Source organism: Acidimicrobiales bacterium (assembly GCA_035316325.1).
Lineage (GTDB): Bacteria > Actinomycetota > Acidimicrobiia > Acidimicrobiales > VFJN01 > DASXTK01.
The window spans coordinates 12,369-25,255 of the sequence record DATHJB010000148.1 but is presented as its reverse complement, the minus strand read 5'-3'; the positions used below and the strand labels follow the sequence as shown (position 1 = coordinate 25,255).

The following is a 12,887-nucleotide window of genomic DNA, read 5'->3' as shown; positions in this document are numbered from 1 at the left end:
GCGGCCTACAGGAACCTGACGAGGGGTAGGCTGCCGATGTGGACATCGCCCGCCGACGCGACCATTCGACCTGGTAGTTGACGTTGGCATGGCGCTGTTGATCCTCCTCCTGCTGATCGCTCTCCCCCTCGTCGAGCTGGCCGTGCTCATCCAGGTCGGGAGCGAGATCGGCGCCTTCAACACGATCGGACTGCTCATCGTCGTGTCGATGGTGGGCGTGTGGCTGGCGAAGCGGGCCGGCCTCGGCGTCATCGCCCGCATGCGTCGCACCCAGGCCGACGGCGAGGTGCCCAGCCGTGAGCTGATGGACGGAGCGCTCATCCTGCTCGCAGCCGTGCTGCTGGTGTTCCCGGGCTTCGTGACCGACGCCGTCGGCATCCTGCTGCTGATCCCACCGGTCCGCATCGGCGTGCGCACGCTGGCCCTGCGACGCATCCGGACGTCCTCGCAGATCGTGGTGGTCGGCTCCACCGGCGGCCCCGCCGACCGGGCCGACGACCCCGACGGCGTCTGGGACGTCGACAGCTGGGAGGACCCGCCCTCCCGCGGCGAGCTGGGAGGGGGTGGCCCATGAGCGACGCGGCCCAGGCTCCTCCCGAGCACCCCAAGCCGATCGTCTACGGCGTGGCCAGCGCCCTGTCGCCGATGGTGCGGCGGATCGTGTGCGAGAACCCGTCGTCGATGACCGGCCCCGGCACCAACACCTACCTCGTGGGCATCGACGAGATCGCCGTGATCGACCCCGGCCCCGAGGACCAGCAGCACCTCGACGCCATCGCCGGCTGCGGCGGCGACCGCATCCGCTGGATCCTGCTCACCCACACGCACCCCGACCACTCGCCCGGCGCCGCGGCCCTGCGGGAGCGCACCGGCGCCGAGCTGCTCGCCTTCGGCCCCGGCCGAGACGAGGACGAGTACCCGCCGCTCGACGGCACCCTCCGCGACGGCGACGTGATCGAGGCCACCGAGTACCACCTCCGGGTGCTGCACACGCCGGGCCACGCGTCGAACCACCTCTGCTACCTGCTGCCCGAGGAGCGGACGCTGTTCACCGGCGACCACATCATGCAGGGGTCGACGGTGGTGATCGCCCCGCCCGACGGCGACATGACGGCCTACCTGGCGTCGCTCGAGCGGCTCAAGCAGATCAAGCCCCGGCTGCGCACCATCGCCCCGGGCCACGGTCACCTCATCGAGAACCCCATCGAGGTGATCGACGAGTACATCCACCACCGGCTCGAGCGCGAGCAGCAGGTGCTCACCGCGCTCCGCACGGCCCACACCGCCACGATCCCCGAGCTGGTGGAGACCATCTACACCGACGTGCCCAGCGAGATGCACGGGTGGGCGGCGCTGTCGGTGTGGGCGCACCTCCGCAAGCTGGCCGACGACGGCGTCGCCAAGGGCGACAGCCTCGAAGGCCCCTGGTCCGCCGCGGCCTGAACCCCGCCTACCACCGCGGGCGTAGTTCCTCGGCGCACGGGTTGCGCCCACCGCAGTAGCCCCACTGCCACCGAGCGGACGACGACGCGCGGCCCGGTCGGCAGGACGATGGGGTCATGAAGGTCGAGCTGAACCACACCATCGTCCACACGACCGACAAGCGGGCGTCCGCCCAGTTCGTCACCGAGATCCTGGGGATCCCGACGGCGGACCCCTGGGGCCCGTTCCAGCCGGTCCCCCTCACCAACGGCGTGATCCTCGAGTACCTCGACAGCGCCGAGGTACACCCGCAGCACTACGCCTTCCTGATCGGCGACGAAGACTTCGACGCCGTCTTCGCCCGCATCCAGGCGGCCGGCGTGACGTTCTACGCCGACCCCTTCCTGCACCGGCCCGGTGAGATCAACCACCTCTACGGCGGCCGTGGGGTCTACTTCCACGACCCCGACGGTCACATCATGGAGGTGTTCACCCACCCCTACGGGCCGACACCGGAGTAGCCGGCGCGGTCCGAGCGGCTGTAGCTAGATCTCGGCCTTGTCGAGCGCGGCGACGGCGGCGTCGAGCATGCGGGCGCTGCACCCGGCCATCGCCGATGGCGGGATCGCCTCGTCGACGATGCGGTCGGCGATCGCCTGGAACGCCTCGGCCGCCCGGCCCGTGCCCAGCAGCACCACCGGCTGCCCGTCGTCGCCCCCGGCCGACACCGCCGGCTCGAGCGGCACGGACCCGAGCAGCGGCACGCCGGCGTCCTGCGCCAGCTCCAGGCCCCCGCCGCTGCCGAACAGGGCGTGCTCCTCGCCGTCGTTGCTGCGGAAGCTGCTCATGTTCTCGATCACGCCGGCCACCCGCAGGAAGCTCTTGCGGGCCATGCCCACCACCCGCACGGCCACCTTCTGGGCGGCGCGGGCCGGCGTCGTCACCACCAGCACCTCGGAGCGGGGCAGCAGCTTGGCCACGCCCATCTGCACGTCGCCGGTGCCGGGGGGCATGTCGATCAGCAGGTAGTCGAGGTCGTCGCCCCACCACACGTCCTGCAGGAAGTGCTGCACGCCGCGGTTGAGCATCAGGCCCCGCCACATGAGGGCGGTCTCCTCGCCGTCGACCAGCAGGCCCATCGACACCACCCGCAGCACGCCCGGGCCGACCTTGCGCTCCTGCGGGGCGATGTAGGCCTTGCCGTCGTGGCTCACCGAGCCCAGCCGACCCTCCACGCCCAGCATGCGGGGCACGGAGAAGCCCCAGATGTCGGCGTCGAGCACGCCGACGGTCATGCCCTTGGCGGCCAGCGCGGCGGCCAGGTTCACCGTGACCGACGACTTGCCGACGCCACCCTTCCCCGACGCCACCAGGATGACGTTGGCGGTGAGCGGGACCGACGTGTCCTCGGGGCGCTGGGTGATGTTGAAACGGGCCTTGGCCATGACGCCCGTCCGCTCCTCGTCGGTCATCTCGTCCCAGCGCAGCTCGACCGCGCCGACGCCGGGGACCGACTGGACGCGGGACTTGATGTCGCGCTGGATCTGGGACCGCAGCGGGCAGCCGGCGGTGGTCAGGGCGATCGTGACGGTGACGGTGCCCGCGTCGTCGACGACGGCCGACCGGACCATGCCCAGGTCGACGATGTCGCTGCCCAGCTCGGGATCGACGACGCCTCGCAGCACCTGCACCACGTCGTCGGAGGTCGGAAGGGTGCCACGCACGCCGCGGATTCTACCGGTCTCGCCCGGTGAAACTCGACGTGTGCCGTTAGGCTCACCGGCGTGAGCACTGCGGCTCGGCTCGCGGTCTTGAAGGCCCTGGGCGACAACACCCGCTACGCCATCTACCTGGAGCTGGCGCGTTCGCCGCGCCCGCTCGCCACCGCCGAGATCGCCGAGACGCTCGACCTCCACCCCAACACCGTGCGCCCCCACCTGGAGCGCATGCGCGAGGTCGGCCTCCTCGACCTCGAGACCGAGGCCCGGGGTGCCGTCGGCCGACCGCAGCACCGCTACTCGGTGGCCGCCGACGCACCGTCGCTCGGGCTCGAACCCCCCACGTTCCAGGTGCTGTCGCGGATGCTGCTCCGCCTCGCCGGCTCGGCCCGCCTGGGCGCCGACGAGGCGATCGAGGCCGGCCGCGACCAGGGCGAGGCCTACGCCGCGGCCGACCAGGCCGACGCGGCCGACGACGTGCTCGGCGGCCTGGTGGTCCGGCTCGACTCGCTCGGCTTCGACCCCGCGGTGGCCAGCGACGAGAAGTCCGCCACCGTCGCCTTCACCCACTGCCCCTTCCGCGACCTCGCCGAGGCCGACCCCGACGTCGTCTGCGGCCTGCACCGGGGCCTGGTCGAAGGCTTCGTCGACTGCTCGGGCGGAGCCACCGTCACCACCTTCCACACTTTGCTCAGTCGGACCCCCTGCCAGGTGTCGCTGGCTCTCGCTCCGACCTGACCACCCCCTATAGGCTGAATCGTGTCCCGATCAGGAGGCCCTCGAACGTGATCGCCCTTACCGATACCGCTGCCGACAAGGTCCGCACCCTCATCGAGGCCGAGGGCGTCCAGGAGCTTGCGCTGCGTGTCGCCGTCCGGCCTGGCGGCTGTTCCGGCTACAGCTACGAGATGTTCTTCGACGCCGACCGCGCCGACGACGACCTCACCGTCGACTTCAACGGTGTGCAGGTCGTGGTCGACCCGTCGAGCGCCATGCTCCTCGAGGGCGCGACGCTCGACTACAAGGACGGCCTCCAGGGCGCCGGCTTCGCGATCGACAACCCCAACGCACAGCGCACCTGCGGCTGCGGCCAGAGCTTCAGTTGAACCGAGAGCGGTCGCGGTTCCCCGCTCCGGGGTCGCCGCGTGATCGCTTCGACCTCCCGCCACCGTCCGCAGCGGCGCCTCCACCCCCTCCGACCCACGGCGACATGCCGTGGGTCGAACCGTTGGAGCGACGCCCACGGCACCTGAGCGGCGGCGAGCGGGGCGACGGCCCCCGCCTGGTCTTCCTGTTGGTCGCCCTGGTGGTGGTCGCGGTCGGGGCGCTGGCGGTGCAACGGGTGCTGCCCGAGGCGTCGGCCAGTCCCGACGTGCCCGAGAACCTCCCCGATCCCGCGTCCGGCTTCACCACCCCCGGCCTGCTCACGTTCCGGGGGAGCCCAAGCCGGAGCTACTACGGCGAGGGCCCGATCCCGCAGAACCCCAAGGTCGTCTGGACCTACCCGGGCGACAGCGAGCGGATGTGCGCCGAGTCCGAAGTCCCCAGAGGCGAGCACGCGGGCGAGTTCTTCTGGTGCGGCTCGGGCTGGACCGGTCAGCCGGCGGTGTTCGAACGCGACGGCCGCACGTGGGTGGTCTTCGGTGCCTACGACAAGAAGGTCCACTTCGTCGACTGGGAGACCGGCGAGGACATCATCCCGCCGTACGAGACCGGCGACATCATCAAGGGGTCGGTCACGATCGACCCCGACGGCTACCCGATCGTCTACTCGGGGAGCCGCGACAACTTCGTGCACATGATCGCCATCGACGGCCCCGAGCCCCGGCCGCTGTGGAAGCTGCCGGCCGACGCCGTGACGCCCGTCAAGTGGAACGACGACTGGGACGGCTCGCCGCTGGTGATGGGCGACTACCTCTACGAGGGCGGGGAGAACTCGCAGTTCCACATCGTGAAGCTCAACCGCTCCTACGACGAGAACGACGCGGTGCAGGTCGCCCCGGAGCTCGTCTACAACACGCCGGGCTGGGACGCAGGGCTGCTCGAGGAGCTCGCCAAGATCGACCCGGAGCGCACCGACGACGTGTCGATCGAGAACTCCGTCGCCTACCACGACGGCGTGATCTACTTCGCCAACTCGGGCGGGCTGGTGCAGGGCTGGGACGTGTCGGGCCTCGGGCAGGAGGGCGCCTCCCCACCCGGGCGGGTGTTCCGCTTCTGGAACGGCGACGACATCGACGCCTCGGTGGTGATCGACGAGGAGGGGATGCTCTACGTGGCGTCGCAGGTGGAGCGGGACTCCCCACGGGCCGAGGAGGTCGGTCAGCTGATCAAGCTCGACCCCTCGAAGCCCGACGACCCGCTGGTGTGGTCGGTGCACGACTCCCGGGGGTTCTGGGCGACGCCGGCTCTCCACGACGACCTCGTGATCGCCCCCAGCGACGACGGCACGACCTACGGCGTCGACCGGGCCACCGGCGAGGTGCGCTGGACGACGGTGCTGCCGGGGCCGACGTGGTCGTCGCCGGTGGTGGTCGACGACGTGTGGATCCAGGGCGACTGCGCCGGGGGCATCCACGCCTTCGACGTGTCGGACACCACGGTGAAGCCGCCCGAGATGTGGAACGTGCAGGTGGTGGGGTGCGTCGAGTCGACGCCGGCCGTGTGGAACGGGCGCCTGTTCGTCGGCACCCGCGGCGGGCGCTTCGTCGCGATCGGTGACTGAGGTTCGCGGAGCGGCGCTGCTCCAGTTCGAGGTCAACGGGCAGCAGGTCGAGGTCCCGGACTCGGGGTCGACCTTGCTGGACGTCCTGCGGGAGCAGCTCGGCATCCGGTCGGTGAAGGACGGCTGCAGCCCGCAGGGGCAGTGCGGGTGCTGCACGGTGCTGGTCGACGGCCAGGCCCGCGTGGCCTGCGTGACCCCGGCCCGCCGGGTGCGGGGACGCTCGATAACGACGCTGGAGGGGTTGCCGCCGGAGTCGTCGGCGGCGTGGGGGTCGGCGTTCTGTGCCGCGGGCGGGAGCCAGTGCGGCTTCTGCACGCCGGGGATCGTCCTGCGGCTGGAATCGTTGCGTGCCAAGGGCGGCGACGACGTCGAGCAGGCCCTGCTGGCCCACCTGTGCCGCTGCACCGGCTGGCGCACGATCCTCGACGCCTGGTCGCTCCGGGACGGCCCGCCGGCAACGTCAGGCCTCGCCGCCTCGGAGCGGGCGACGATCGAGGGCCGCTCGCCGCAGTCGGTCGGGCCGGCGGTGGCCTTGGGCGAGGGCGGCTTCGCCGACGACACCGCACCTCCGGGCGCCCTGGTCGCCGTCCCCGCGGCCGGCGAGGGCTGGGCCGTGGGCGAGACGCTGGCCGAGGCCCGGGCAGCGTCGGGGAAGGTGCAGGGGCGACGGACCACCGCCGACGTCGTGCCGCCCCTGGAGCTGCCGCCGGGCGACTGGGACGTCACGCTGCGCACCAGCTGGGTGGAGCCCGCCTACCTGGAGACCGACGCCTCGTGGTGCCTCCCGGGCGGCGAGCCGGTGACACCGTTGGCCAACGGCGGGGCGTTCGGCGGGAAGGTCGCCTCGCCAGCGGCGGCCGCGGCCCGGCAGCTGGCCGACGAGCACGACCGGCCCGTGCGGGTCGTGCTGTCCCGCGAGGACACGGTGCGGCTCGGCCCCAAGCGTCCCCCGATCGCCGCCGGCCTGCTCCGGGACGGCACCGGCGTCGTCCGGGTGGCCCGCACGCCGGGCATCGCCGCCGCGATCGCCTCGGTGGCCCCGGACCTGGTCGTCGAGGAGATCGACGTCCTCGGCCCCACCACCTCCGCCGACCTGCGGGCCGCGGGCTGGGCCGAGGCCCTGGCCCTCCTGGCAGCCAAGTCCGGCGAGAAGGGACCGGTCGAGATCACATCGCCCCACGGCGCCGTCGCCACGGCGGAGGTCGTGCTGGGCGAGGAGCCGCGCATCGCCGTGAACGTGCGGTGCGGGGAGCCGTTGGACGAGGTGGTGCTGCGGTCCTACTGCGTCGGCGCGGCCCACATGGCGCTGAGCTGGGTGTGCAGCGAGGGGTTGGCCGTCGACGAGCACGGCGAGGTGCACGACCTGACCATCCGCAGCTTCGGCATCCTGCGGGCGATCGACACCCCGCCGATCGAGGTGACCGTCGAACCCGACCCGGGCCGCCCGCCCGTCAACGGCTCCGACGCCGTGTTCGCTGCCGTCGCCGCCGCCACCTGGATCGCCCAGGGCACCCCGCCCGCGTGGCCCACCGGCCTACACCCTCGCCCCTGACCGTTGGTCTAGGTTCCTCCGGCATGAGCCAAGCGCCCAAGGCCGTCGGGGCCTACACGCCCATCGTCCGAGCCGGCGAGTGGCTGGTGGTGTCCGGCCAGGTCGGCATCACCGGCGGGGGTCAGATGGCGGGTGGCGGCACCGGCGGCGAGCTGCGCCAGGCGATCGCCAACCTCGAGGCCCAGCTGGCCACCCAGGGCGCGCGGCTCGACCAGGTGGTGAAGACCACGGTCTTCCTGCGCCACATGAGCGACTACTCGGTGATGAACGAGACCTACGTCGAATGCTTCGGCGACCACCGCCCGGCCCGCTCGGCCGTCGGCGTCGCGGAGCTGCCGATCGGGGCCCTGATCGAGATCGAGGCCTGGGCCTGGGTTGGTACGACGACCCCGGACACGGAAAGCTGACGTCATGCTCGGCGCCATCATCCTCGTAGCCGTCCTGGTCGTCGGGATCCCGGTCGGGTTCCTGATGTCCACCTCGATCGTCGCCGCGATCCTCGGCCAGGCCCTCACCCTCGATGCCGAATCCCGCAACGAGGGCAGCGAACTGATCGCGCTCAACAAATAGGGGTAGGTGGCGCTGTCCGGTCGGCGCCGTTGCCGACCAGGCGACAGGCTCAGGTGCCCCAGCGGGACTGGCCGAAGCGGTAGCCCACCGACCGGACCGTCTGGATCAGGTTGGCGTGCTCCTCGCCGAGCTTCGCCCGCAGACGACGGATGTGGACGTCGACCGTCCGCGCTCCCCCGTAGTACTCGTAGCCCCACACCCGGCTCAGCAGCGTCTCGCGGGTGAAGACGCGGCCCGGGTGCGCGGCCAGGAACTTCAGCAGCTCGTACTCCATGTAGGTCAGGTCGAGCGGCCGACCGTCGATCGCCGCCTGGTAGGTCTCCAGGTTGAGGACCAGCGCCCCGTACTCGACCAGCTCCGGCTGGGTGCCCCGACCCGTCCGCCAGAACAGGTGCTTGATGCGGGCCTCGAGCTCCAGCGGTTGGAACGGGTAGAGGCAGAAGTCGTCGAACAGCTCGTCACGGAGCTCCAGGTCGCCCAGCTGGGCCCCCGAGACGAGCAGGAGCAACGGCTCCAGGGGGACGTCCCGTTTGCGCAACGCCCGACAGAGGGCGAACGCTCCCTCCGGGTCGATCGCGGCCACGACCAGCGCTCCCGCCCAGCCGTCCTCCGGCTCGGCCTTGCTGGCCGACCGCTCGTCGGACACCGCCTTCCAGGGGTAACCGGCGAGGTCCAGCGCCTGGGCCAGCTCGGGAGGCGCGGGATCGGGGAAGAGGAGCAGGGGATCCATCACGGCAAGTGCGCGGCCAGGAGTCGGTCCACGCAGATTGTCTACCGCCGACATGTTCACAAGCGGGTGAGGTACCGGTCGAGCTCGAACTGCGTCACTTGCGCCTTGTATTCCATCCACTCCACCCGTTTGTTGCGAATGAACCACTCGAACACATGCTCTCCCAGCGCGTCGGCCACGAGCTCGGAGCGCTCCATCGCGTCGAGAGCCTCGGACAGGGACTGAGGGAGGAGCTCGATGCCCTCTGCCATGCGCTCCTCGTCCGTGAGCTGGTAGAGGTTCACGCCGGTCTCGGGTCGGAGGTCGTATCCCTCCTCGACGCCCTTGAGTCCGGCGGCGAGTATCACCGAGAAGGCGAGGTACGGGTTGCAGGCCGGGTCGGGGGCCCGGTATTCGATGCGGGCGCCGTCGGCACTGCCCCGCTTGATCGGCGGGATGTTGACGATGACCGAACGGTTGTTGCGGGCCCACGAGACGTAGACGGGCGCCTCGTAGCCGATGACCAAGCGCTTGTAGGAGTTCACCCACTGGTTTGTGACGGCGGTGATCTCCTTGGCATGGGTCAGCACACCGGCGATGAACGAACGACCGATCTTCGACAGGTGCTGCTCGTCGCCCGGGTCGTAGAAGGCGTTGGTGTCGCCCTCGAACAACGAGAAGTGGGTGTGCATGCCGGAGCCCTGTTCGCCCGTGAGGGGCTTGGGCATGAACGTGGCGTGGACGCCCTTCTCGAGGGCGACCTCCTTCACCACCAGCCGGAAGGTCATGACGTTGTCGGCCATGGTCAGGGCGTCGGTGTAGCGGAGGTCGATCTCGTGCTGGCTGGGTGCGTCCTCGTGGTGGCTGTACTCCACCGGGATCCCCATCGCCTCCAGCGTGTGGATGGTGCGTTGCCGCATGTCGGTGGCCACGTCGGCCGTCGTCAGGTCGAAGTACGACGCCCGGTCCAGTGGCTCCGGGACACCGTTCGTGGGGTCGCCGTTGGCGAAGTAGAAGAACTCCATCTCGGGCGCCGCATAGAAGCTGAAGCCCCGGGCGCGGGCCTTGTCGAGGTTGCGCCGGAGGACCTGCCGCGGGTCACCGCTGAAGGGGGATCCGTCGAGGTTGACGATGTCGCAGAACATACGGGCCGAGATGCCCAGATGGTCGGCCCAGGGGAGCAGTTCGAAGCTGTTCGGGTCGGGCTTGGCGAGGACGTCGGCTTCCTGGACTCGGCTGAAACCGTCGATCGACGAGCCGTCGAAGCGCATGCCGTCGTCGAACGCGTTCTCCAGCTCAGCCGGCGAGATGGCGAACGACTTGAGCTGGCCGAGAACATCCGTGAACCACAGTCGCACCATGCGCACGCCGCGCTCCTCGACCGTGCGCAGCACGTACTCGCGTTGCCGTTCGGTGCTCTCCATGAGTCGCATCCTGCGTGCACCACGGCTGGCCTGCAAGTTCCCATGTTTCGGTTCACACAGCGTTCACATCCGAGCAACAGGAGAGAAACGCCCTGCTGAGAGCCTTGCGACCGGTAAAACGGCGCGGCGGAGATCGACCTCGTACCACGAGTTCTGCGTCCGTCGGCCCCGGCATCTGACCCCAACATCCGCGCAACCGGAGGCCCTTCCTCGATGGTCTACAAGGCCGAGTACATCTGGATCGACGGCACCGAGCCCACCGCCAAGCTGCGCTCGAAGACCAAGATCGTCCCCGACGGCGGCGAGCTGCCCATCTGGGGCTTCGACGGTTCGAGCACGAACCAGGCGCCCGGCGAGGCGTCCGACTGTGTGCTGCAGCCCGTGTTCACCTGTCCCGACCCGATCCGGGGCGGCGACGACGTCCTCGTGCTCAGCGAGGTGCTGCTCACCGACATGACTCCCCACCCGACGAACACGCGTGCCGCGTGCGTCGAGACGGCGGAGAAGTTCAAGGACCAGGAGTCCATCTTCGGCATCGAGCAGGAGTACAACCTGTTCAAGGAGGGTCGCCCCCTCGGCTTCCCGCCGTTCGGCTTCCCGGCCCCCCAGGGCGGCTACTACTGCGGCGTCGGCGCCGACGAGATCTTCGGGCGCGACGTCGTCGAGGCGCACCTCGACGCCTGCCTCACCGCCGGTCTCAACATCTCGGGCATCAACGCCGAGGTCATGCCCGGCCAGTGGGAGTTCCAGGTGGGCCCGGTGGGCTCCCCCCAGGTGGCCGACGAGCTGTGGATCGCCCGTTGGCTGCTCTACCGCGTCGCCGAGGACTTCGGCATCGCCGCCACGATCGACCCCAAGCCGATCAAGGGCGACTGGAACGGCGCCGGTGCGCACACCAACTTCTCGACCAACAGGATGCGCGAGGACTACGACGCCGTGGTCGCCGCCGCCGAGGCACTCGGCACCCGGGCGCTGCTGCACGTCGAGAACTACGGGCACGGCATCGCCGACCGCCTCACCGGCGAGCACGAGACCGCCCCGTGGAACGAGTACAGCTACGGCGTCTCCAACCGTGGAGCGTCGGTGCGCATCCCGTGGCAGGTCGAGGTCGACAAGCGTGGCTACATCGAGGACCGTCGGCCCAACGCCAACATGGATCCCTACAAGGTCACGCAGCTGATGATCGAGACGATCTGCTCCGCCCTTGCATAACCCTTTTCCAACAAACGCCTAGCCGACTCGACTAGGTTCCGCGCCCCGAGAGCCCCCTCTCGGGGCGCACTGCTTTTTCGGCTCTGAGGGCCGCATGGCCCACGAATCCCGGAGGTGGCCACCGTGGAAGACCGCACGCCCGAAGATGTGCTGGGGCTGATTCGCGACGAGGGGGTGGAGATCGTCGACCTGCGGTTCTGCGACCTCCCGGGCCTCATGCAGCACTTCTCGATGCCGGCTTCGGAGCTCACCGCGGACGTCTTCGAGGAGGGTTCGGGCTTCGACGGCTCGTCGATCCGGGGGTTCCAGGAGATCCAGGAGTCGGACATGATCCTGGTGCCCGACCCGAACACCGCCGTCATCGACCCGTTCACCCAGCACAAGACGCTGAACCTCAACTGCTTCGTGCAGGACCCGGTGACCGGCGAGTCGTACTCCCGTGACCCCCGCTACGTCGCCCGGAAGGCCGAGGACTACGTGGTGTCGACCGGCCTGGCCGACACGATCTACTTCGGGCCCGAGGCCGAGTTCTTCATCTTCGACGACGTGCGGTTCGGGCAGGACGAGCACTCGGCGTTCTACTCGGTCGACTCCGTCGAGGCGGCCTGGAACACCGCCCGGGACGAGGGGCCCAACCTCGGCTACAAGCCGCGGTACAAGGAGGGCTACTTCCCCGTCCCGCCGATGGACCACTACCAGGACCTGCGGTCGGAGATGATCCTGACGCTCGAGCGGCTGGGGGTCGCCATCGAGATCCACCACCACGAGGTGGGCACCGCGGGGCAGGCCGAGATCGACATGCGGTTCGACTCGATGCTCCGCATGGCCGACAAGCTGATGCTCTACAAGTACGTGGTGAAGAACGTGGCGTGGGCGGCCGGCAAGTCGGCGACGTTCATGCCGAAGCCGATCTTCCAGGACAACGGGTCGGGCATGCACTGCCACCAGTCGCTGTGGAAGGGCGGGGAGCCGCTGTTCTACGACGAGACGGGGTACGCCGGGCTGTCGGACATGGCGCGGTGGTACATCGGAGGGCTCTTGCGGCATGCGCCCGCGGTGCTGGCCTTCGCCGCTCCGACGACGAACTCGTACAAGCGCCTGGTGCCGGGCTACGAGGCGCCGGTGAACCTGGTGTACTCGCAGCGGAACCGGTCGGCGGCCGTGCGGATCCCCTTGTACTCGCAGTCACCCAAGGCGAAGCGGCTGGAGTTCCGCTGCCCGGACCCGTCGTGCAACCCGTACCTGGCGTTCTCGGCGATGCTGATGGCCGGCCTCGACGGGATCCAGAACCGCATCGAGCCGCCCGACCCGGTCGACAAGGACCTCTACGACCTCCCCCCTGAGGCGTTGGCGGCGGTCCCCCAGGTCCCCGGCTCCTTGGACGAGTCCCTGGCCGCCCTGGAGGCCGACAACGCCTTCCTGCGTGCCGGCGGCGTCTTCACCGACGACCTGATCTCCACCTGGCTCGACTACAAGCGAATCAACGAGATCGACGCGATCCGCCTCCGCCCCCACCCGTGGGAGTTCAACCTCTATTACGACATCTGACCCGGCC

At 70.0% G+C, this 12,887-nt stretch carries 14 protein-coding genes; 11 read left to right on the top strand and 3 right to left on the bottom strand.

What is annotated here, in order from left to right; genetic code table 11:
- Positions 1-88 precede the first annotated feature (88 nt).
- The 3 genes from VK611_19550 to VK611_19540 all read left to right on the top strand — a co-directional run bounded on the left by VK611_19550 (position 89) and on the right by VK611_19540 (position 1,943).
- Positions 89-574, top strand: coding sequence for an FxsA family protein (locus VK611_19550; GenBank protein HMG43535.1), 486 nt, complete (start codon positions 89-91; stop codon positions 572-574).
- Complete coding sequence (locus VK611_19545) at positions 571-1,443, top strand: MBL fold metallo-hydrolase (GenBank protein HMG43534.1); 873 nt, start codon at positions 571-573, stop codon at positions 1,441-1,443. The genes VK611_19550 and VK611_19545 overlap by 4 nt, the downstream gene beginning before the upstream one ends.
- Positions 1,444-1,559: 116 nt before the next feature.
- Positions 1,560-1,943: a VOC family protein gene (locus VK611_19540; GenBank protein ID HMG43533.1), complete on the top strand. Its 384-nt coding sequence runs from the start codon at positions 1,560-1,562 to the stop codon at positions 1,941-1,943.
- Positions 1,944-1,967: 24 nt separating this feature from the next.
- Here the strand turns inward: VK611_19540 and VK611_19535 are convergent, their stop codons facing one another.
- Positions 1,968-3,146 (bottom strand): Mrp/NBP35 family ATP-binding protein, encoded by a 1,179-nt coding sequence (locus tag VK611_19535; protein ID HMG43532.1) that lies wholly within the window; start codon positions 3,144-3,146, stop codon positions 1,968-1,970.
- Positions 3,147-3,206: 60 nt separating this feature from the next.
- On the opposite strand from VK611_19535, the gene VK611_19530 reads away from it, so the two are divergent.
- From VK611_19530 to VK611_19505, 6 genes are all read left to right on the top strand, one after another.
- Complete coding sequence (locus tag VK611_19530) at positions 3,207-3,878, top strand: helix-turn-helix domain-containing protein (GenBank protein ID HMG43531.1); 672 nt, start codon at positions 3,207-3,209, stop codon at positions 3,876-3,878.
- A gap of 47 nt (positions 3,879-3,925) precedes the next feature.
- A complete protein-coding gene (erpA, locus tag VK611_19525) occupies positions 3,926-4,246 on the top strand; it encodes an iron-sulfur cluster insertion protein ErpA (GenBank protein HMG43530.1) in 321 nt (106 codons plus the stop codon).
- Between the two features lie 104 nt (positions 4,247-4,350).
- Positions 4,351-5,865: a PQQ-binding-like beta-propeller repeat protein gene (locus VK611_19520; protein HMG43529.1), complete on the top strand. Its 1,515-nt coding sequence runs from the start codon at positions 4,351-4,353 to the stop codon at positions 5,863-5,865.
- A complete protein-coding gene (locus tag VK611_19515; GenBank protein ID HMG43528.1) occupies positions 5,858-7,417 on the top strand; it encodes a 2Fe-2S iron-sulfur cluster-binding protein in 1,560 nt (519 codons plus the stop codon). The genes VK611_19520 and VK611_19515 overlap by 8 nt, the downstream gene beginning before the upstream one ends.
- Positions 7,418-7,440: 23 nt before the next feature.
- Positions 7,441-7,824 (top strand): RidA family protein, encoded by a 384-nt coding sequence (locus VK611_19510; protein ID HMG43527.1) that lies wholly within the window; start codon positions 7,441-7,443, stop codon positions 7,822-7,824.
- 4 nt (positions 7,825-7,828) lie between these two features.
- Complete coding sequence (locus tag VK611_19505; GenBank protein HMG43526.1) at positions 7,829-7,987, top strand: hypothetical protein; 159 nt, start codon at positions 7,829-7,831, stop codon at positions 7,985-7,987.
- Positions 7,988-8,036: 49 nt separating this feature from the next.
- On the opposite strand, the gene VK611_19500 is transcribed toward VK611_19505, so the two are convergent.
- Both VK611_19500 and glnA (VK611_19495) read right to left on the bottom strand, forming a co-directional pair.
- Positions 8,037-8,717 (bottom strand): response regulator transcription factor, encoded by a 681-nt coding sequence (locus tag VK611_19500; GenBank protein ID HMG43525.1) that lies wholly within the window; start codon positions 8,715-8,717, stop codon positions 8,037-8,039.
- A gap of 56 nt (positions 8,718-8,773) precedes the next feature.
- The gene (gene glnA, locus VK611_19495) at positions 8,774-10,120 is read right to left on the bottom strand and encodes a type I glutamate--ammonia ligase (protein HMG43524.1); all 1,347 of its coding nucleotides are present in this window, start codon (positions 10,118-10,120) and stop codon (positions 8,774-8,776) included.
- A gap of 213 nt (positions 10,121-10,333) precedes the next feature.
- Between glnA (VK611_19495) and glnII the strand changes: the two genes are divergently transcribed.
- A complete protein-coding gene (gene glnII / locus VK611_19490) occupies positions 10,334-11,332 on the top strand; it encodes a glutamine synthetase (GenBank protein HMG43523.1) in 999 nt (332 codons plus the stop codon).
- Positions 11,333-11,455: 123 nt separating this feature from the next.
- Positions 11,456-12,880 (top strand): type I glutamate--ammonia ligase, encoded by a 1,425-nt coding sequence (glnA, locus tag VK611_19485; protein ID HMG43522.1) that lies wholly within the window; start codon positions 11,456-11,458, stop codon positions 12,878-12,880.
- Positions 12,881-12,887 lie beyond the last annotated feature (7 nt).

Bases quoted from the DNA above. Each gene is read 5' to 3' on its own strand.
- VK611_19540 (HMG43533.1), top strand. From the start codon at position 1,560: ATGAAGGTCGAGCTGAACCACACCATCGTCCACACGACCGACAAGCGG.
- VK611_19520 (HMG43529.1), top strand. From the start codon at position 4,351: ATGCCGTGGGTCGAACCGTTGGAGCGACGCCCACGGCACCTGAGCGGC.
- VK611_19510 (HMG43527.1), top strand. From the start codon at position 7,441: ATGAGCCAAGCGCCCAAGGCCGTCGGGGCCTACACGCCCATCGTCCGA.
- glnII (HMG43523.1), top strand. From the start codon at position 10,334: ATGGTCTACAAGGCCGAGTACATCTGGATCGACGGCACCGAGCCCACC.
- VK611_19545 (HMG43534.1), top strand. From the start codon at position 571: ATGAGCGACGCGGCCCAGGCTCCTCCCGAGCACCCCAAGCCGATCGTC.
- VK611_19505 (HMG43526.1), top strand. From the start codon at position 7,829: ATGCTCGGCGCCATCATCCTCGTAGCCGTCCTGGTCGTCGGGATCCCG.
- VK611_19550 (HMG43535.1), top strand. From the start codon at position 89: ATGGCGCTGTTGATCCTCCTCCTGCTGATCGCTCTCCCCCTCGTCGAG.
- glnA (HMG43524.1), bottom strand. From the start codon at position 10,120: ATGGAGAGCACCGAACGGCAACGCGAGTACGTGCTGCGCACGGTCGAG.
- VK611_19500 (HMG43525.1), bottom strand. From the start codon at position 8,717: ATGGATCCCCTGCTCCTCTTCCCCGATCCCGCGCCTCCCGAGCTGGCC.